General features: G+C 44.2%; 18 protein-coding genes and 4 tRNA genes. 14 read left to right on the top strand and 8 right to left on the bottom strand.

The window, feature by feature from the left end; genetic code table 11:
• Window positions 1-45 precede the first annotated feature (45 nt).
• Window positions 46-1,674, top strand: a complete 1,629-nt coding sequence (pafA, locus tag G460_RS0111080) for an alkaline phosphatase PafA (protein WP_026955410.1) — start codon at window positions 46-48, stop codon at window positions 1,672-1,674.
• 66 nt (window positions 1,675-1,740) lie between these two features.
• Here pafA and G460_RS0111075 read toward each other — a convergent pair whose 3' ends face one another.
• Window positions 1,741-2,907 (bottom strand): homogentisate 1,2-dioxygenase, encoded by a 1,167-nt coding sequence (locus tag G460_RS0111075; RefSeq protein ID WP_026955409.1) that lies wholly within the window; start codon window positions 2,905-2,907, stop codon window positions 1,741-1,743.
• A 147-nt stretch (window positions 2,908-3,054) separates the two neighbouring features.
• Here G460_RS0111075 and G460_RS0111070 point away from each other — a divergent pair, with 147 nt between their 5' ends.
• Both G460_RS0111070 and G460_RS0111065 read left to right on the top strand, forming a co-directional pair.
• Window positions 3,055-3,852 (top strand): glycoside hydrolase family 16 protein, encoded by a 798-nt coding sequence (locus tag G460_RS0111070; RefSeq protein ID WP_035464309.1) that lies wholly within the window; start codon window positions 3,055-3,057, stop codon window positions 3,850-3,852.
• 72 nt (window positions 3,853-3,924) lie between these two features.
• Entirely contained in the window at window positions 3,925-4,575 is a 651-nt protein-coding gene (locus G460_RS0111065) for an MCP four helix bundle domain-containing protein (RefSeq protein ID WP_026955407.1), read from the top strand.
• On the opposite strand, the gene G460_RS0111060 is transcribed toward G460_RS0111065, so the two are convergent.
• From G460_RS0111060 to G460_RS0111045, 4 genes are read right to left on the bottom strand one after another with little or no spacing between them, the layout of a single operon-like run.
• Complete coding sequence (locus tag G460_RS0111060; RefSeq protein WP_035464356.1) at window positions 4,572-5,474, bottom strand: sugar phosphate isomerase/epimerase family protein; 903 nt, start codon at window positions 5,472-5,474, stop codon at window positions 4,572-4,574. The two genes, G460_RS0111065 and G460_RS0111060, sit on opposite strands and share 4 nt — an antisense overlap.
• A 51-nt stretch (window positions 5,475-5,525) precedes the next feature.
• Complete coding sequence (locus G460_RS0111055) at window positions 5,526-6,083, bottom strand: gluconate 2-dehydrogenase subunit 3 family protein (RefSeq protein ID WP_026955405.1); 558 nt, start codon at window positions 6,081-6,083, stop codon at window positions 5,526-5,528.
• A gap of 17 nt (window positions 6,084-6,100) precedes the next feature.
• Window positions 6,101-7,780, bottom strand: coding sequence for an FAD-dependent oxidoreductase (locus tag G460_RS0111050; RefSeq protein WP_026955404.1), 1,680 nt, complete (start codon window positions 7,778-7,780; stop codon window positions 6,101-6,103).
• Between the two features lie 28 nt (window positions 7,781-7,808).
• Entirely contained in the window at window positions 7,809-8,687 is an 879-nt protein-coding gene (locus G460_RS0111045) for a hydroxypyruvate isomerase family protein (protein ID WP_026955403.1), read from the bottom strand.
• 359 nt (window positions 8,688-9,046) lie between these two features.
• On the opposite strand from G460_RS0111045, the gene G460_RS0111040 reads away from it, so the two are divergent.
• Genes G460_RS0111040 through G460_RS0111025 form a run of 4 tightly spaced genes read left to right on the top strand, consistent with a single transcriptional unit; the run spans window position 9,047 to window position 12,498 of the window.
• Entirely contained in the window at window positions 9,047-10,216 is a 1,170-nt protein-coding gene (locus G460_RS0111040; protein WP_026955402.1) for a Gfo/Idh/MocA family protein, read from the top strand.
• A gap of 31 nt (window positions 10,217-10,247) precedes the next feature.
• Entirely contained in the window at window positions 10,248-11,300 is a 1,053-nt protein-coding gene (locus G460_RS0111035) for a sugar phosphate isomerase/epimerase family protein (protein WP_026955401.1), read from the top strand.
• Between the two features lie 27 nt (window positions 11,301-11,327).
• Window positions 11,328-11,756, top strand: coding sequence for a c-type cytochrome (locus G460_RS0111030; RefSeq protein WP_026955400.1), 429 nt, complete (start codon window positions 11,328-11,330; stop codon window positions 11,754-11,756).
• Between the two features lie 28 nt (window positions 11,757-11,784).
• On the top strand, window positions 11,785-12,498 hold the full coding sequence (locus G460_RS0111025) for a 3-keto-disaccharide hydrolase (RefSeq protein ID WP_245578725.1): 714 nt from the start codon (window positions 11,785-11,787) through the stop codon (window positions 12,496-12,498).
• Between the two features lie 39 nt (window positions 12,499-12,537).
• On the opposite strand, the gene G460_RS0111020 is transcribed toward G460_RS0111025, so the two are convergent.
• A complete protein-coding gene (locus G460_RS0111020; RefSeq protein ID WP_245578724.1) occupies window positions 12,538-13,152 on the bottom strand; it encodes an SH3 domain-containing protein in 615 nt (204 codons plus the stop codon).
• Window positions 13,153-13,470: 318 nt separating this feature from the next.
• On the opposite strand from G460_RS0111020, the gene G460_RS0111015 reads away from it, so the two are divergent.
• From G460_RS0111015 to G460_RS0111000, 4 genes are all read left to right on the top strand, one after another.
• Window positions 13,471-13,543: transfer RNA gene (locus tag G460_RS0111015), tRNA-Lys, on the top strand.
• Between the two features lie 51 nt (window positions 13,544-13,594).
• Window positions 13,595-13,668 (top strand) — tRNA-Pro (locus G460_RS0111010).
• Window positions 13,669-13,681: 13 nt separating this feature from the next.
• A tRNA-Arg gene (locus G460_RS0111005) sits at window positions 13,682-13,755 on the top strand.
• Window positions 13,756-13,863: 108 nt separating this feature from the next.
• A tRNA-Lys gene (locus G460_RS0111000) sits at window positions 13,864-13,936 on the top strand.
• 77 nt (window positions 13,937-14,013) lie between these two features.
• Here the strand turns inward: G460_RS0111000 and G460_RS22665 are convergent.
• Window positions 14,014-14,790 (bottom strand): LytR/AlgR family response regulator transcription factor, encoded by a 777-nt coding sequence (locus G460_RS22665; RefSeq protein WP_169817512.1) that lies wholly within the window; start codon window positions 14,788-14,790, stop codon window positions 14,014-14,016.
• A 315-nt stretch (window positions 14,791-15,105) separates the two neighbouring features.
• Between G460_RS22665 and G460_RS0110990 the strand changes: the two genes are divergently transcribed.
• Window positions 15,106-15,558, top strand: a complete 453-nt coding sequence (locus tag G460_RS0110990; protein WP_157366914.1) for a hypothetical protein — start codon at window positions 15,106-15,108, stop codon at window positions 15,556-15,558.
• Window positions 15,559-15,678: 120 nt separating this feature from the next.
• Window positions 15,679-18,237: a M1 family metallopeptidase gene (locus tag G460_RS0110980; protein ID WP_026955396.1), complete on the top strand. Its 2,559-nt coding sequence runs from the start codon at window positions 15,679-15,681 to the stop codon at window positions 18,235-18,237.
• Window positions 18,238-18,308: 71 nt separating this feature from the next.
• Here the strand turns inward: G460_RS0110980 and gap are convergent, their stop codons facing one another.
• Complete coding sequence (gene gap / locus G460_RS0110975; RefSeq protein WP_026955395.1) at window positions 18,309-19,313, bottom strand: type I glyceraldehyde-3-phosphate dehydrogenase; 1,005 nt, start codon at window positions 19,311-19,313, stop codon at window positions 18,309-18,311.
• A 243-nt stretch (window positions 19,314-19,556) separates the two neighbouring features.
• On the opposite strand from gap, the gene G460_RS0110965 reads away from it, so the two are divergent.
• A complete protein-coding gene (locus tag G460_RS0110965) occupies window positions 19,557-20,429 on the top strand; it encodes a S1 family peptidase (RefSeq protein WP_026955394.1) in 873 nt (290 codons plus the stop codon).
• The last annotated feature ends 36 nt before the right edge of the window (window positions 20,430-20,465 follow it).

The following is a 20,465-nucleotide window of genomic DNA, read 5'->3' as shown; positions in this document are numbered from 1 at the left end:
AAAAGTCCGATATCCTTATCTTTGGGCGCATTTAGATTCTTAAACATGAAGAAAACTACATTATCCCTCTTCCTTTCCATTTTTATGGTTTTGGGAGCCAAAGCTCAGCAAAGTCCCGAAAAGCCCAAATTGATCGTCGGAATAGTCGTCGACCAGATGCGGCAAGAGTATCTCTACCGATTTGCGGACCGATATTCTGACGGAGGATTCAAGCGAATGATCGGAGAAGGATTTATGATGAAAAACGGGCATTACAATTACATCCCTACTTATACAGGTCCAGGTCATGCGTCCGTCTATACCGGTGCGACACCAGCCACTCACGGCATCATCGGAAACAACTGGTATGTAAGAAGCCTAGACAAATCCATCTACTGCGCTGAGGATAGCACGGTCTATAATATAGGTGGCACACCATCTTCTGGACAGATTTCTCCACGCAACCTCCTGACCACTACGATCACTGATGAATTGAGATTTGCTACCAATAAAAGATCCAAAGTAGTAGGTCTGGCGATCAAGGACAGAGGGGCGAGTTTGCCTGCTGGTCATCTTGGCGATGCCTATTGGTATGATAGCGACAATGGAGAGTTCATGACTTCATCCTATTACAAAAAAGAACTTCCTCAATGGGTGAAAGCTTTCAATGCGCAAAAAAAACCAGATGAGTACCTATCCCAAACGTGGGAGACACTCTATCCTATCGATACCTATGTCCAAAGCATTGATGACAATAATGATTTCGAAGCTCCCTTCAATGGAAAAGACACCCCTACCTTCCCTTATGATCTTGCAGCCCTGAGAGAAGACAATGGGGATTATGGATTGATTTCGACGACTCCCTATGGCAACCAACTTACATTGGACTTTGCTTTGGCAGCTCTCGAGGGTGAGCAGCTGGGACAAGGAGAAGAAACCGACTTTTTGGCGGTCAGCTTCTCTTCTACAGATTATGTAGGACACCGATTTGGCCCTACCTCCAAAGAACTGGAAGACATCTACCTAAGACTGGATTTGCAGATCGAAAGTCTATTGGAGCATTTGGATGAGACAGTGGGCAAAGGAAACTACCTCGTATTCCTTTCGGCTGATCATGGCGTGGCAGACGTAGCCACTTACATGGAAAGTGAAAATGTGCCTGCCGGCAACCTCAACGTGGGGTATGTTATTAGTCAGGTCAAAGGCTACATGAATACTGTCTATGGCGAAGGAGACTGGGTACTCAATGCATCCAATGAACAAATTTTTCTCAATCATAAGCTGATCAGAGACCAGAAACTAAATCTTGCAGACGTACAAGAAGAACTCGCTAATTTCCTTCTGCGATTCAACGGCATCAAAGAAGTCTACACTGCGCATACGATGAAGACTTCGGCTTTCACCGAATTGCGTCCACATCTCCTTCAAATGGGCTACAATCATAAGTCATCTGGTGACATCCTCATTATCCTAGAGCCAGCTTGGTTGACAGGCGGACCACGTGGCACCTCACATGGCACCGGATTCTCCTACGACACCAATGTCCCTATCCTCTTCTATGGATGGAATGTCCCTCAAGGAAGCAGCTCAAGATATGCTACGATCACGGACATCGCCCCTACCTTATCTATGCTTTTGGATATCAGACTTCCAAATGGCGCTACAGGCCAACCGATCCAAGAGATTGTAGATTAAGAAATCATGAAATCAAAAAAACCAGAATGGATTCATTCTGGTTTTTTTGTGTCTTTATCGAAATGATCAATCTTCTGTCCAGCTCATTGGATAGTCTTTGTCGACGAATTCCAACGCATCCGTAGTGATCTGCAAGGGCCGAAAAGTATCCAGCATCACGGCATATTCCTCAGTGGATTTGGCTCCGATAGATTTCTCAACAGTTCCCGGATGAGGCCCGTGAGGAAGTCCTCCCATGTGAATCGTAAATGAGCCTCTATCGATTCCTTTTCGACTCATAAATTCTCCTTCCGCATAATACAGTACTTCATCCGAGTCAATATTGCTATGATTGTAAGGAGCCGGAATTGCCAGAGGATGATAGTCAAATAACCTTGGCACGAAAGAACAAATCACAAATCCCCAAGCCTGAAAAGTCTGATGGACTGGTGGTGGTTGGTGAATTCTTCCAGTAATTGGTTCGAAATCATAAATAGACAAGGCATATGGATACAGATACCCATCCCAACCTACGATATCCAAAGGGCTGTGATCATAAGAATATTGATGAAGCACCCCTTGTTTTTTGATCTGTACTAGATACTCCCCTTTTTCCTCTTCAATGTGCAATTCATGAGGAGGCCGAATGTCCCTTTCGCAGTAAGGAGAATGCTCCAATAATTGACCCACTTCATTTCTATACCGCTTGACAGTCTCAATTGGACCATGGGACTCTATGATCAAAAGACGCAAAGGCCCTTCCTCTTCAAATTCAAATCGATAGATCGTCGTCCGGGGAATCACCACATAATCTCCTTTTTCAACTTCCAGCTTTCCAAATTGAGAGTAAAGCACTCCCTTTCCATCGTGAATGTAGATTAACTCATCCCCATCCGCATTTTTAAAATAAGAATCCATTTTCCTCCTTTTGGGAGAGCAGATTCCCATCATCACATCGTTGTTTTTCATCAGCATCCTGCGAGCACTCAAGTAATCCTCGCCTGTTGTTTCGACCCCTGCTGTTTTGAGATGGGTTTGGTTAAGACCGTGCCCTTCAGCTATCTTCCAATCAAAAGGCTTGGGGGTTCCGATGGATCTGACCGAATTGGGATTATAGATATGGTATAGATTGGAATATATTCCCGAAAAACCTTTGGAACTGACTAATTCTTCCTTGTAAAGGCTGCCGTCAGGCTGTCTAAATTGGGTATGTCTCTTCGGGGGAATTTTGCCGAGTCTGTGATAATATGCCATGATTTATTTGGGTTTATGTGGACAAGTTACAATTCTCCCATCAGGCTTAAAAGAGCTTGCCTGAGTGTTTTCTCATTCTTTTATTTTTTAGTTGCTCTTTCAAATCTCAAAGCTTTAGCCTAGCTTGACTGATAAACCCAAAATACCATGAAACTGCGTTTTTTTATACCAGCCTTCTTGCTGCTGGCCTCCTGCATAGATCTTCCCGCCCAAAACCTTCTTTGGTCAGATGAATTTGACCAAAGCGGACTACCAGACCCTAGCAAGTGGACATACGATGTAGGAGATTCTGGCTGGGGCAATAACGAACTCGAATACTACACTGAAAAAGACCTGAAAAATGCACGTGTCGAAGACGGACTTTTGATCATCGAAGCCATTCAGGACTCGGCCTACCCAAAAGGTTATAGCTCGGCCAGATTGCTGACTCGCGGTCTTGCCAGCTGGAAGTATGGATACATTGAAGTAAAAGCCAAACTCCCGGAAGGGCGCGGCACCTGGCCAGCTATCTGGATGCTGCCCGATAAAGCCACCTATGGAGGATGGCCAAAAAGTGGCGAAATAGATATCATGGAGCATGTCGGATTTGATCCAGGCGTAGTTCATGGCACAGTGCATACCGAAGCATTCAATCACACCCGAAGTACGCAAAAAGGAAAGCAAGTGAAAGTGGACACATTTCATCAAGATTTTCATACCTATGCGATTCACTGGCAGAAAGATCAGATCGACTTTTATCTAGATGGCAAAAAGTACTTTACCTTTGCCAATACGGGAGGAGATTTCGAAGAATGGCCCTTTGATCAGCCCTTCCATTTGATCCTGAATATCGCTGTCGGTGGAAACTGGGGTGGGCAAAAAGGAGTAGATGACTCTATCTGGCCCCAACGAATGGAAATCGACTACGTGAGGGTCTATGATAGCCCTCCCGGACCAAAAGAGTAAATCCCTTTACCTTGGGAAATTCTTCAAGATTTCCTATACTAGGAAAAAGTACTTGTTAGTAATACTAATTCTATGCCTGATACCCGATTAAAAAAGAGAAAAATCCGTGCCCTGTTGATTATCAGCATTTTGCTTCTTTTGATTTATGCCAAAAATCTGATCGAACGCCAATCTTTCAGGAGTATCAGCTCCACTTTTACCGAAGTGTACAATGACCGACTGATCGTGGTGGGTTATATTTTTGAAATATCCGAGAGCCTCTTTCAGATCCAAAAGCTCATCGACCACTGTAACCTTGACTATGATTACTCCAAAGTGCTCAATGAAATCCAAGGTCAGGAAGCCTCCATCATGCGGATCATCGATGATTTTGAGAAGACAAAACTGACCCCAAAAGAAGAAGAATACCTGAGTGAGTTCAAAAAAATTATTGTCAACGATCTCAACATCAAATCCTACGACCTCCTCTACAGCGACTCCGCTGGCGTCAATATCAGCCAGGTCAAGCTGTATGACAAAAAAATCTCTCTCGCCCGAAAAGACCTGGACAATCTAAATAATATCCAGATGGAAGAAGGCGAAAAATTAATCAGCAAAGCCAAAGTTCTCATCAATCGCTCCCAGATTTGGGCTCAATTTGAAGTGGCTCTGCTGATTATCTTGATCATCGTCATGTTCCTCTTGGTCTTCAGAAAATCCGAAGAAACCAAAGGAATGATTTAATACTCCAACTGACTCAGGTAAGCGGCATTTTGCTTGGCCGCTTCCATCGGAGTCACTCCATCAAATTGCTCTTGCTCTATGATGAAATAATCCATCCCAATAGCCTGCGATTCTTTGATCAGCTTGGCGAAAGGGATTTCTCCTTTACCCAACAGCACACCTCTTTCATGTGGATTTTCTATCCCTGCAGCCGCATCTTTGACATGGCATAGTCGGAATCGTTCTGCATATTTTTTCATATACGCTTCAGGATCCACTCCGGCCACATGGACCCAATAGATGTCCATTTCGAAATCTACCAGTGCAGGATCGGTCTGATCCATCAATACATCCTGAGGCATCTGTCCCTCAAGATCTACGAAAGTGTAGTCATGATTGTGATAGGCAAATTTCAGCCCGTAGCCTTTCAGCGTCTCTCCAATTTGGTTAAACTGGTCTGCAATCGCCTTGTACTTATCGATAGAATCCTGCCCGCCGATCCAAGGACAAATAAGATATTTCATCCCCACTTCTGCCGCTTGCTCAGCCTGCGCTTCAAGGTTTTTGAAGACGTCACAATGCGTAGCCACAAAATCAACACCTATCTCGGAGTTCAATGATTTGAAATCCGCAGGAGTCATTCCCCACAAGATCCCTTCTCCGCCATCAAACCCCTCAAACTGCTTATACCCATAGGAGGCTAAAGATTTCATGGTTTCCTGGGCATTTTCTGCCATTTGATCCTTCACAGAATAAAGCTGAATCCCAAAGGATTTCAAGGTCTGCTTGACCACTTCCGGGTCTGTGACGATTGCTTCTTCCTTTTTGGCAGGTGTACAAAACTGCATCGGCATCAATGCCGCTCCTAGCCCCATCATGGAGCCCATTTGGATAAATTTTCTTCTACTAGGTTTGTTCATAATCGAAAAAGCCTGCCCCATAGGAGCAGGCTTAGAATTTATAGGTTAAAATTAAATAGCATACGCTTTGTCTCCCGGCTTCAAATCGATGCATCCATCGTAGCGACCAGGCACTTCGACGAAATTCAACGCTTGAGTAGCACCGATTTCAGATGTAAAGTAACCTAAAACTGTCAAATCTCTCAACATATTTATGACCTTCGGTTCTCTTTCCTCAGAGGATTTATATTGCTCAAAGAGGCCATTGAGATAAGCCAATCGATCGGCTTCAGGAGCTCCGACGAAATCAGTCCCTTTTTCACTTTTGAAATCTTTTCTGATTTTATTCAGTCCGTCCACAAATACCTGCTGCTGCTCTGCATCATAGGTATCCTGGACCATCATGACCATAAACGAACCAATACCGGCAGCTTTCGCTCCGGGTGTATCAGTCGTCGGAATGATCGTATCTCCCAACTCATCCAAGAAAGCCACATCTTCAGGCTCGAAATTCAAACCCTCGATCTGCTTGTCCGGAGCACAACCTGTCAGGATAGCAGTAGCACCTACCATGGTTCCTCCCATCATGAGTACGACACTTTTTAGAGCGTCTCTTCTATTCATAGTCATAGCTTTTTCTTTTAAGATTAGAGATTACGCTTTTTCAGCTCTTCCACTGCAAAACTTGCAGCCCGAGCCGTCAGCGCCATATAGGTCAAAGATGGGTTTTGCGCAGCTGCAGATGTCATACAGGCACCATCCGTCACAAACACATTCTTAGCTTCCCACACCTGATTGTTACCATTCAAAACCGAGGTTTTAGGATCTCTCCCCATGCGGGCGGTTCCCATTTCGTGGATACCTTGACCAAACGTATACCCGTTGTCATAAGTACCTACGTTTTTGACTCCGGCGACTTCCAGCATTTCTGCTGCATCAGCCATCATATCCTTTCGCATTTTGATTTCATTGTCTTTGATCTCTGCATTCATGACCAATGCTTCCATCCCCCATTTATCTTTGACAGAGTCGCTGAGTTTGATTGTATTGTCATGGTAAGGCAAAATCTCTCCAAACGCAGTGAAACCAATGCTCCACGGACCTGGCTTGGTCAAAGCATCTTTCATCGCAGCTCCAAAGTTCAACTCAGCCACATCTCTGCTCCAGCCACTTCTACTGGCTGCACCTTGATAGCCAAACCCTCTGATATAGTCTCTTTTTTCTCCATTGAGATTTCTAAATCTCGGAATATAAAGTCCAGTCGGTCTTCTACCGAAATAGTACTTGTCCTCGTAACCTTCGATCGTACCGCCTGCCCCAAGACGGAAGTGATGATCCATCACATTGTGTCCCAGTTCACCAGAACTAGACCCCAATCCACCTGGCCAAATATCGGTGGCTGTACGCATCAGGATCGCAGTACTATTGAATGCTGAAGCACAAAGGAAGATGATTTTAGCATCATACTCTATAGTCTGATTCGTCTCTGCATCTACCACTTCTACTCCCGTTGCTTTTTGAGTGTCTTTGTCATAGATGAGGCGTCTCACTATAGACCATGGTCGCAAAGTTAGATTGCCCGTAGCCTTAGCCGCTGGCAAGGTAGAGGCCTGCGTACTGAAATATCCGCCAAACGGACATCCAAGGGAACATTTGCTTCTATACTGACAGCCTGGACGACCCGGCAAAGGCTGGGTAATATTGGCTGGTCTGCCCATGATCCAGTTACGTGCTCCTTTATAATGAGCTTTGATTTTCTCCGAAGCATCTTTCTCCACACAGTTCATCGGCATCGGTGGCATAAACTCCCCATCGGGAAGGATATCCAAGCCATCCTTATTACCAGATATCCCTGCAAACTTTTCCACATAAGAATACCATGGAGCCAGATCTTTGTAGCGAATCGGCCAGTCTACTGCGATACCATCTTTGGCATTGGCCTCAAAATCCACATCAGCCCACCTGTAGGACTGTCTTCCCCACAATAGGGATCGACCACCAACTTGATATCCTCTAAACCATGTGAATGGTTTTTCCTCCACATAAGGAGAGTCACTTTCATGTGCCCACCAGTCCAGGTTCAACTCATTTAGCACGTAGTCTCTTCTTAGATTAGGGTGATTTTCCAACATCTCCTGAGTTCTCCTCCCTCTGTGGGGGATTTCCCAAGGTGGCAAAGTAGCCGTTTTGTAATCAGTCACATGCTCTACGTCTGGGCCTCTTTCCAAGAGCAGGACTTTCAGCCCTTTTTCTGTGAGTTCTTTGGCAGCCCAACCGCCACTGATGCCTGATCCTACTACGATAGCATCATACGATTCATTAGCCATAATTCGGTCTTTAGGTTATAAGTTTTAATTATACATCACATACTTGAACAGCCTGAGCCAGGGATGCCAGCTTGTCCTCGGCCTTGGGGATAAACTCATGGGAAACATACCCTTTGAAGCCCGATTCCACGATTGCCTTCATGATCGGAGGGTAATAGATTTCCTGATTATCGTCCAACTCATTCCGGCCCGGATTGCCAGCCGTATGATAGTGACCAAAGTATTGATGATTTGTTTGTATAGATCTGATCAAGTCTCCTTCATCTATCTGCATGTGATAGATATCAAAGAGAAGTTTGAAATTTTCGCTGCCGATCATTTTACACAGCTCCACGCCCCAAGCAGACTTGTCGCACATGTAGTCCTTGTGATTGACCCGACTGTTGAGCAATTCCATCTGCAACACGACCCCATGCTTTTCTGCCAAAGGAAGGATTTTCTTGAGTCCCTCGGCACAGTTTTTCATCCCTAGTTCATCATCCATTCCTCGACGATTGCCCGAGAAGCAGATCAGATTGGTGTAGCCATTTTTGGCGACCAAAGGAATCACTTCCTCGTATCGTTTGATCAGTTCGGGATGAAATTTCGGATCGTTCCATCCATCAGGAATCCCGAGTTCGGCGCCATTACACATAGAGCAATGAACTCCATGCTCTTGCAAGATATGCCAGTTGTCCGGCCCGATAAGGTCTATAGCATTGAATCCTATTTTTTTGATCCCCACGCAGAGCTCCTCGATGGACAAGGGACGCATGGACCAATGGCAAACACCATGATTGATATTTCCCTTCAGTTGATAAGGGGATTCTTTTTTGGATTCGAAAGAAGAAAGGCTCCCGAGAGCAGCCCCTCCCAGCAAAACTTTTTTAAAGCTTTCCCTTCTTCCTTGGTCAATAGGTTTGGTCATTTTGATTTGGATTATTGTTTTATTTCGAGATCCCCAAAAAGGGTCGTGAAAAATAACAAAAGCAAAACTGAAATACCAGAAGGATCTGAGCAAATGAAGCCCCGTTTGTAAAATTCTAAAGCGAACACAATGTTTGAAACCTGCTCGTGTTATCAAAGATAAGTTTAGAATTCGGGCTTTTTCCTGTATTTTAAGCACCCAATTCGATCTTGTCACTTGACCCAAATATTGACAAAAGCCACTCATAACTCTCTGAGACTACTAGTCAACATTTCCCTAAACCCAATCCAAGAGAAGGGGATTTTTTGGCTTTAAATGAATTATTTCATCCCAATAAACCAGAATATAGATACTGACCCATGTCAACAAACAAGAAACTCAAAATCGGACTGATAGGAGGTGGACCAGGCTCATTTATAGGAGCCATTCATCTCAATGGAGCTTTAATGGACGGACTTTTTGAACTGGCTGCTGGCGCTTTTTCTTCCAATCCCGAAAGATCCAAGCAACGGGGAGAAGAACTGATGCTCAACCCATCTCGTGTCTATGCCAACTACGATGAGATGTTTGCCAAAGAACTGGAGCTGCCAGAGGATGAGAGAATCGATGTCGTCGTGATCGTCACTCCAAACAATGTCCATTTTGACCCGACAGTCAAGGCTCTCAAAGCTGGATTTCATGTAGCGCTGGACAAGCCTTTGACCCTCAATTACCAAGAAGCCAAAGAGCTTTATCATATTGTCAAAGCGAGCGATCGCCGCTTTTTACTCACCCATACCTACTCCGGCTACCCGATGATCAAGCAGGCCAAGCAAATGATCGAAGAAGGGAAACTCGGAAAAATTCACAAAGTCTATGTAGAATATCCGCAAGGCTGGCTGTACAAGCTCCTCGAGCATGAAGACAACAAGCAGGCCGAGTGGAGAACAGACCCTAAAAGAAATGGCCTTGCAGGTTGCATGGGGGACATTGGCACGCATGCTTTCCATCTGGCAGAGTATGTATCTGGCCTCAAAATGGAAAAGCTCTGCGCTGATCTTTACATCAAAGTAGACGGAAGACCCATCGATGACGACGGAGTGGTACTGATGCGATTTGAGAATGGAGCCTCTGGTGTGTTGATGGCCTCACAGACTGACACTGGACTGGAAAACAACCTCAAAATCAGAGTCTTTGGAGACAAAGGAGGACTGGAATGGCAGCAGGAAGACAACAACAGTCTCATCGTCCGCTACCCGGAGCAACCAGCTCAGATATTTCGTGCAGGCTCTGGCTATTTAGGTTCGTTGGCCAATGAAAACACCCGAACTCCTGCCGGACATCCGGAAGGCTACGTGGAAGCCTTCGCCAATCTGTATAGAAACTTTGCCAGATGCATCTATGCAGAAAGAGCCGGAGAAACTCCCAAAGCTGAATGGGAAGATTATCCAGGCATCGAGGATGGGATTCGAGGCATGGCTTTCATCGACCACGTCCTATCCAGCACTCAATCGGAAGTCAAATGGACTCCATTCGTAGTAGAAAAATAATCTCAAACCAATAAAATAACCATTCAAAAAAATGAAAACGATCAAAGGACCTGCTATTTTCTTAGCTCAATTTGCTGATGACCAAGCCCCCTTCAACAGTCTCAAAAGCATCTGCGAATACATGGCAGACTTGGGATACAAAGGAGTACAGATCCCAAGTTGGGATTCCCGTCTGATTGATTTGCAAAAGGCAGCAGAAAGTAAAACCTACGCTGACGAGATTGCCGGAATAGTCGCGGACACCGGAATGCAAATCACAGAACTCTCCACGCACCTACAAGGACAATTGGTAGCTGTGCACCCAGCATACAACGAACTATTTGATGGATTTGCACCAGCAAACCTCAAAGGAGACCTCAAAGGAAAAACAGAATGGGCTACCCAGCAGCTGAAATATGCAGCAAAAGCTTCAGCCAATTTCGGACTAAAATCCCACGCGACCTTCTCCGGGGCCCTGATGTGGCATACCGTCTATCCTTGGCCACAAAGACCAGCCGGACTAGTGGAGACTGGCTTCACAGAGCTTGCCAAAAGATGGACGCCAATTTTGGATGAGTTTGACACCTACGGCGTCGACGTCTGCTATGAGCTACACCCTGGTGAGGATTTGCATGATGGAGTGACATTTGAAATGTTTCTAGATAAGGTCAACGGACACAAAAGAGCAAACATTCTCTACGATCCGAGTCACTTCGTATTGCAATGCCTTGACTACCTTCAATTCATTGATTTTTACCACGATAGAATCAAAGCATTCCACGTAAAAGATGCTGAGTTCAACCCTACCGGCAAGCAGGGAGTTTATGGCGGATTCCAAGGCTGGGTCGAGCGCGCTGGTCGATTCAGATCTTTGGGAGATGGTCAAGTTGATTTTAGTGGAATTTTTAGCAAACTTTCCCAGTACGATTTTGATGGATGGGCTGTCTTGGAGTGGGAATGTGCCATCAAGCATCCTGAGCAAGGCGCTGCAGAAGGAGCTCCTTTTATCGACTCACACATCATCCGTGTGACAGAGAAAGCATTCGATGATTTCGCAGGCACGGGAGCAGACGAGTCTTTCAACAAAAAAGTACTAGGAATCTAAGAAACCGATTAATCCAACATAGTTCAAATGAAAACTAAAAATCTATTAAACCTGGGCCTTGTAGCCCTCGCAGGCATGGCCTATGCTTGTGGTGGAGGAGAATCTTCTTCCGAAAGTACCAGTGCTAGCCCTGCTGCTGCTTCCCCTGAACCAGCTAAAGAGATCAGCCTGGAAGAGAAGTACAAAGATGACCCCATCTACATCAAAGGCTTAGAAAAAATCAAAGGATCCGATTGCCAAACCTGCCACATGGTAGAGCGGAAAATCGTAGGTCCTGCTTATGCTGATGTGGCAGACAAATACGAATCCACAGAAGAAAATGTGGAAACACTCGCTAAGAAGGTAATTCAAGGAGGAGTAGGTGTTTGGGGCGAAGTAGCCATGACTCCACATCCTGGAGTAAGCGAAGAAGACGCCAAGGACATGGTGAGATATATTTTGCTATTGAAAAAATAAGATGAAAAAGAGTTATTTAATAATGACTATGGCAGCCGGTCTCATGATCGGCTGTTCTGGTCAAAAAACTGAAGAAACCGCAGTAGAAGAAACTCCGACGACCGAGACCCCGGCAGAGGAATGGATCCAGTTGTTTGATGGCAAATCCCTCGCGGGATGGCACAAATACGGCGGCGGAGAAGTAGGCAAAGCCTGGAAAGTAGAAAACGGCGAGCTATACCTAGATGCTGCCAACAAAGATGGCTGGCAGACCGGAGACGGTGGTGACATCGTCAGTGACGAGGAATTTGAAAATTTCCATTTGAAGTATGAATGGAAAATTGCAAAAAATGGCAATAGCGGAGTGATCTTCTATGTGCATGAGTCACCAGAATACCAGTATTGCTGGCAAACAGGCCCTGAGATGCAGGTCTTGGATAACGACGGCCATCCAGATGCCAAAATCATCTCCCATAGAGCCGGAGACCTTTATGATCTCATCGTAAGCAGTGAAGAAACCGTGAAGCCTGTAGGCGAATGGAATCAAGCTGAAATCATCTCAGACAACGGCAACCTCACTCTAGTACTCAATGGAGTCAATGTAGTAGAGACTACCATGTGGACGCCTGAGTGGGAAGCACTGATCGCTGATAGCAAGTTCAAAGACATGAAAGGCTTTGGCACCTATAAAAAGGGGAAAATCGCTCTCCAAGATCACGGAGACGAAGTTCACTTCAGAAATGTGCTAGTCAAAAAGCTCTAATGCAAAAGCCCCTCGATCTGAATCGAGGGGCTTTTTTGATTACAAGCGAGTGATGTGATCTTTTTTGATATACGCTATTTTATTTTTCCACTCTATCTCGTACCAGATATCTTTCCCAGATTTGATCTTGATACGATGACCCGGCTCTACCCGATCGACTAGCTCACCGCCCGCTGAAGGCTTAGAGACAATGAATGTGGGACTGTGCGTGATGAGACCTGTTCTAGGCCCTTGAAGAAAGTTATTTGCAAGAAAAATCAGCAATATCAGCAAAACTGTAGGCCAATAAGAAGCGGACTTATCCATCTTCTTCCCTACCCACCAGTTGGAAATCAGAGAAAGCAGTAAAAACAAAGTCAAGAGTCCCACAATAATTTCTTTGTACTCTACCAGAAAGAGAACAAATCTTCCTCCATCACTTACTTCATACCCATAAAGAGTACTTTGCCCCGTAAGAGTCTTGATCTTGGATATCGTTTGCGTATTGGGATTGAGATCGTAATACTTGCTCAGGTAAAGTGTCGCCTGCTCTTTGTCTCCGGTACCCTCGGCGATGAAGGCCATTTTGAGGAGCATCGAGGGAGAGTAGAGCCCCTTTTGATAGTTTGGAGCATAGATTTCCATGGCTTCTTTGTAGCTTCTTTGGTCAAACAAAGAATCTGCTTTTTTTAGCTCATTTATATTTGCCTGACAATGAATACTTTGTAGAACAAATGAGAAAAATAATAAAAGTTTTGCGAGAAAGATTGATTTGGTGTTTGGCATTTAGAAATCAGAGTCATAAATTTGCAGTCCAATTACGGCAATGATCTGACAAAAAGCAAGGTCAGGGAGTCACTTTGAAAGGATAAAATTTCAGGAAAAGACGTTAAAAAACGTCAATTCCGAGTATCAATGATTCTTTACTTAGTCCGATTACCATCGGGATGTAAAGCATCGACACACCAACAGGAGGTTGGTGATATTAGACATGATTCCGTAGCTCAGCTGGTAGAGCATAACACTTTTAATGTTAGGGTCCTGGGTTCGAGCCCCAGCGGGATCACATAGAATTTAACTTGCAAGGAGTTAAAAAAGAGTACGAGTTTAAAGTCATCGGGGTGTAGCGTAGCCCGGTATCGCGCCACATTTGGGATGTGGAGGTCGTAGGTTCGAATCCTGCCACCCCGACTTTATTTATTCAGGTCCGCTAGCTCAGCTGGATAGAGCAACTGCCTTCTAAGCAGTAGGTCTTAGGTTCGAATCCTAAGCGGATCACTATCAAAGAGCGGAATTCTTTTCCGCTTTTTCTTTGATTCTTTACTCATCTCGATTTGTTCGGGAGCCAGAGTATGAAACTACCGACAGCAGGTTGGTAAAAAACATGATTCCGTAGCTCAGCTGGTAGAGCATAACACTTTTAATGTTAGGGTCCTGGGTTCGAGCCCCAGCGGGATCACAAAAGCAGACTAAAAATGGTCTGCTTTTTTATTTTTACAGGAATCCAAAGCGAAGAGACAACCCTAAACCCTAGACTCAGGCTAATTCCAGCACTTCAAATAGATCCCTTTTATAAGATCTCCCGATCGGTATGGAGTGACTTCCTACTATGATCTGATTGTGCTGGACAGTCTTGATGCGATCCAAAGCAACCAAATAGGATTTATGGACTCTGACCAGCTTTTTATCACCAAGCAAATCACCCGCATTTTTCAGTGAGCCTTTTACGATGATCTGTTCATCGTCGGTGAAAACAATCGAATAATCTTTTAGTCCTTTGACATGGGTAATCGCATCCAAATCCGTCATCACCTGCTTGGTCCCTGTTTTCAAGAATATCCGTCGCTCTTGCTCACCCTGATCCTCAGCATTGTCAGACACCTCCGTTTTCTGACTGGACATGAATCTATCCAAGCCGTATTTGAGAGCAGTACTCAAAGCCAAATACCAAAGTGTGGTGATAAAATTATAGGGAAAAGCGCTCCAAAAATCCCTGCTTTTGACATCTCCGATCACAAAGCCATAGAGGTAGATATCATAGAGATTTTGCAAGCTGACATATACCAGAAGCGAAGCCAGGAGAAAAACCACATATCGGATGATCTTCCCAGTTTTATAAAAATGGGGAATCAGAACATTCAAGTGGAAATAAACCAGAGAGATGAGCAAAAGCATCCTAACCAGCACACAGGCTACAAAGTGCTCAGTCAGCTGAAATTTCAGAATCAGGTATCTCCTGTCATAAATAAAAATCAGAGTGATCACTGTCCAAAACAAAAGATGGAAAACCTTAGTAGAAATTGATTTTTTCACGGAGGAGTTTAGATACATTATTCAAAATGGGTTAGCTCTAATCAATTACGGACAATTAGCATCAACGCATACCAAGAATAGACCAACAGCAGATAATCTAGACCAACGGACACAATCCTGAAATCTTCCGAATGTCTAAAAGCTTTGTTATTGATCTACTAATCCATCCTCCCCTTTTCCTTTTGGATTTCATAGCCGTAAATCTGAGAAAGAATTCTTCGCAGGTCAAACGCGCTTGGCCAAGGCAAAGACGGCAGAAGGATCTCTTACAAGTTAAAAAATACCTAATACAATTTTCACTAAAACAAAAACACCATGAAAACAATGAATGTAAAATCCGCTTTGCAAGGCATCCTATTACTTCTTGTCATAGGATTCTCTACGACAGCATTTGCCCCTGATTATGGGTTGGACAGTTACGAGATTCATTTGAATGAAAAGCTGATCATGAAGCAATTTGTCAATCAGCCCCTGAACCTCAGAACCCTCCAACTGGAAAAAGCCGAAGCCCAAGATATGCTTTGGGTCAAATACACCCACTGCACACTAAAAGGAGCCGGAAGCAACAGAGCCATCGTATTGAAAGATGATCAGGGGCATGAACTCACGCAATGGACCTTTGCTGATTCACGGGATGAAAACAAAGCAATGAAGATCTCTGTCGCTGAGCTCCGCAAATTTGAGGAAGCCCACAAAAATCATCAAGTAAGCCTCTATTACAAATCAAGTGAATTACCCGGAGCAGAACTGCTGGCATACCTCAAGTAAAGTTCTGAAATAAAGTCAAAAAAAATGCAGCCTAAAATGGGCTGCATTTTCCATTCTCCCACCAAACTCATTCATCCAAAAAGCTTTGGTAATTGCATCAAGAATGCTGATTCTTGACACATGAAAAACCTCCTCCTGATTTTCGGCCTTTTACTATTTGTTTTTTCTTGCAAATCACCTGTTGCTGACCAGCATTTTTACGATCCCGGGATTTCTATCGAATTGGCTGATTTCAGGAAAGAACAAATTTCAGACATCCATTATAAATTAGATTTCTCAATTCCCAACAAACTGGAAGATCCGATTTCTTCTTATTTGACTTTGGAGCTTTCTCTTTCTAGGATAGATCAGCCCCTCATTCTGGATTTCAATGAAGAGAGTTCTCACCTACTTTCTTTAAAAGTCAATGGAGAGGCTGCCGATATCCGCCATGAGCAAGAGCATCTGATCATATCGCCTGAGTTTTTGGAAGAAGGACCAAACGAAATCTCAATTGAATTCCTCGCTGGCGAGTTATCACTCAATAGAAACGAGGAGTTCCTTTATACGCTTTTGGTTCCGGACAGAGCCAGCACACTTTTCCCTTGTTTTGACCAGCCAAATTTGAAAGCAAACTATTCCTTGACCATTACCGCTCCAAAAGGCTGGAAAGTCCTGGCAGGAGGCCCTGAAATTGACCAAGAAAACAAAGGAGAATTCACCAAACATACTTTTGGCAAATCGGACCTGATGAGTACTTACCTTTTCTCATTTGTTGCCGGGAAATTTGAAGAAGCTAGCAATACCGAAATACTAGCTCAAAAAGTTCTCTACCGCGAAACAAAGCAAGAAAAAATCGACGCCAGTATTCCCGAGCAGTTCAAGCTACATCAGCAGGCGGTACGTTTTCTAGAATCATATACTGACTACCCATTTCCTTTTCAAAAAATGGACTTCGCCACCATCCCAATCTTCCAATACGGAGGCATGGAGCATGTCGGAGCGATTCAATATAGAGAGAGTGCGCTTTTCTATGACCAAAATGCCACCGAATCAGAACTGCTGAGCCGGGCCAAATTGATCGGTCATGAGACGGCTCACATGTGGTTTGGAGATTTGGTGACCATGAGATGGTTCAATGACGTCTGGATGAAAGAGGTCTTTGCCAATTTTATGGCAGGAAAAATCGTCAACCCTAACTTCCCGTCTATCAACCATGATTTGCTCTTTTTGACTAGTAATTATCCAGCAGCTTATGCCGAGGACAGGACCTGGGGAACCAATCCGATCCGTCAGGATTTGGCCAATCTGAAAAACGCAGGTTCTCTGTACGGAAACATCATATACAGCAAGGCTCCGATCATGATGCGTCAGTTGGAAGCTAACATTGGCGAAAAGGCCTTTCAAAAGGGAATTCAAGAGTATATCCGAGACTTTGCCAACTCCAATGCTGACTGGAATGACTTGGTGACAAGACTGGACAAACAAAGCGAAATAGACCTTAAAAAATGGTCAGAGGTCTGGGTGAACCAATCCAGCAGACCGATTTTCGAAGAAAGTCTGGAAATCGATGAAAATGGCAAAATCAAAGCCTTTTCCATCAGTCAATCCGCTGAGGATGGAAGCGACAAACTCTGGCCGCAGCTATTTGAAATCACCTTCCTTTATTCGGATGGAAATAAACCTTTCGATGTAAATATCCAGGAAAAAAGTCTAGCCATTACAGAAGCGATAGGTTTGGATCAGCCGGATGCAATCTTCTACAACAGTGATGGGATGGGCTATGGGGTATTTCCAATCCAAGAAGAAAGCATGGACCTGCTCACAAAATTCGATGAGGAAGTCGGACGAGCCCAGACCTTTATCAATATTTATGAAAACACCTTAGCGGGTAAATTAAGCCCAAAAATCGCTCTCCATAGCTTTTTGCCAGCATTGGAATCCGAAGAAAATGAAATCCTTTTTCGCTTGGTTTCTGGCTATTCCTCTTCCATTTTTTGGGATTTCCTGAATATTCAGGAAAGAGAAGCAATTCTTCCTGAATTGGAAAAAGCGATTTGGAATCAGCTTCAAAGCACCAGATCTGCAAATATCAAAAAGGGGTTGTATTCACTCTACTCCGGCATTGCGTATAAGTCAACGGGAGTGCAAAAACTCTATCAAATCTGGGATTCTCAATTGACCATTCCCAACTTGAAATTGAATCAGGATGACTTCACCAGTCTAGCAATGAAACTGGCACTTTATGGACATCCAGAGTCAGAAACCATTTTGGAAAAAGAAAGAGCCAGACTGGAAAACCCAGACAAAATCAAGCGATTTGACTTTCTTGTGCCTTCCCTTTCGCAGGATGCGTCCGTTCGTGATTCTCTTTTTGTCTCATTCAAAGATGCCAAAAACCGCGAAAAAGAATCCTGGGTACTTGCAGCATGTGACTTCATCCATCATCCTTTGAGACAGGCCGAAAGCATCAAACACGTGTCACTTGCCTTGGAATTGATTCAGGAGATTCAATTGACCGGAGACATATTTTTCCCTAAAAGATGGGCCGTTTCAACATTTGGTCAATATCAAGATCCGCGAGCTTGGCAGGAAGTTCAGAGCTATTTGGAAAGCCATCCTGAACTGGACAAAAACCTAAAAAATAAAATCCTGCAAGCCAGTGACAACCTGAGAAGAGCTCAAGAAATCACCAAGTAGGCCACTAGGAGCTACAAACAAAAAAGGTCGTCCAGTAAATTGAACGACCCTTTTTATGCTTTAAGAGTGACTTATTTCTTAGCGATGTAAGTCAATAGGTCAACAACTTTGTTGGAATAACCCCACTCGTTGTCATACCAAGAAACAACTTTCACGAAAGTATCGGAAAGCTGGATACCAGCTCCTGCATCAAAGATGGAAGTACGAGCGTCGCCGATGAAATCATTGGAAACAACAGCGTCTTCAGTGTATCCTAAGACTCCTTTCATAGTAGTCTCAGATACTTCTTTCATTTTAGCACAGATTTCTTCGTAAGTAGCAGCTTTTTTCAATCTTACGGTCAAGTCAACTACAGATACATCTGGAGTAGGCACTCGGAACGCCATACCAGTCAATTTACCATTCAATTCAGGAATTACTTTTCCTACTGCCTTCGCAGCACCTGTAGAGGAAGGGATGATGTTTTGACCTGCACCACGTCCACCTCTCCAGTCTTTTGCAGAAGGACCGTCGACAGTCTTCTGAGTAGCGGTAGTAGCGTGAACAGTAGTCATCAATCCTTCTTCGATACCCCAGTTGTCATTCAAGACTTTGGCGATAGGAGCCAGACAGTTGGTAGTACAAGAAGCATTGGAAACAAATACCATATCATCTGTGTAGTTGTCCTCATTGACTCCCATTACAAACATCGGAGTATCATCCTTAGAAGGAGCAGACATGATCACCTTTTTGGCACCGGCGTCGATATGTCCCTGAGCTTTTTCTTTGGTCAAGAAGATCCCGGTAGACTCGATCACGTAGTCAGCACCGATTGCACCCCAGTTGAGGTCGGCTGGATTCTTTTCGGAAGTGACGCGGATTGCATTTCCATTGACTACCAATTGACCGTCTTTTACTTCCACAGTGCCTTTGAAAGGTCCGTGAGTAGAATCATACTTCAGCATGTAGGCCATGTAGTCTACATCGATCAGGTCATTGATTCCTACTACTTGAATATCCTCACGCTCTTGGGCTACTCTGAAAGCCAAGCGTCCGATTCTTCCGAATCCATTGATTCCAACTTTAATCTTGCTCATAATTATTTTGATTATTGTATATAGGTTTGGATCTAAAAACGTCCCCTAAAATCGACCTCATTTGGCCAAAAATCATCGGGCTCGGCTAAGTTATTACAATTTTTCCGCTAGCCAAAGCTCTCCAATGGGCTTTCTTCCATCTTCTGTTTTTCAAACGATTTCGGGAAATAAAAATTTCTAAAAATCCGAAAATCCAGACCATTTGAGCATTGAATGGTTAATTTGACTGAAAATTAAGCACGCATGTTTGTCAAAGCTATTGAGGAAGTTTCCGGCTATACCCGGGCCGTCCACTCTATTTCCAGAAATTTCGGGAACCCACAAATCCAACGAGGTTCGGCCACCTTATTTTTTGTAAACCAAGAAGGCTGGGCTTTGACCTGCAAGCATGTCGCTCAATGGATCACCCATGCAGACAAGGTGAATAAGCAAATGGCTACGTTTCAGCAACAAAGCCAAGGCATGAATGGCAAGCAGCAAAACAACCTTGCAAAATCACTAGGCTTAACTCCGCAAAGCACTGCTGAAATGCGAATCACTTTCGTGGATTGCGTTGATCGAATGAACAATATCAAGTTTATCGCCCATCCAGAATATGATCTTGCTCTGATCCAGTTCAGTGGCTTTGAGAAACTGCTTATCAATTCTATTCCCAGGTTTTTGGATGATGATCAAGCTGTTCAGCCCGGTGCGATGCTTTGCAGGCTTGGATTCCCTTTTCCTGAATTTTCAAATTTCCGGTTCAACCCTGACAAACAAGTACTCGAATGGACTCAGGAAGGAGCAGCTAGATCTCCACGGTTTCCAATAGAAGGCATGGTCACCCGGTTTTTGGGAGGGAAGGGAGGCAAAGTGTATGGAATCGAGATGAGTACTCCCGGCTTGAGAGGTCAAAGCGGAGGACCACTTTTTGATACCGAAGGTCGAATCATCGGCATGCAAAGCCGCACGAAACATCTTCACCTGGGATTTGACATGGAAGACAAGGAAATCATAGCTCATGGAAAAAGTAAAAAGATCAATGACTATGCTTTTATCCACTTGGGAGAATGCATCCATGTCGGCGTGATCAAGGAATTCTTGACTGAGCATGGAGTTGCTTTTGAAAGGGCATAAAAAAACGGATCTTTTATCACCCCGAAAAAGACCCGT

The sequence above is a fragment of the Algoriphagus vanfongensis DSM 17529 genome, assembly GCF_000429465.1.
Taxonomy (GTDB): Bacteria; Bacteroidota; Bacteroidia; order Cytophagales; family Cyclobacteriaceae; genus Algoriphagus; species Algoriphagus vanfongensis.
The sequence above is the reverse complement of the archived record's forward strand: the minus strand, read 5'-3'. Positions and strand labels throughout refer to the sequence as shown.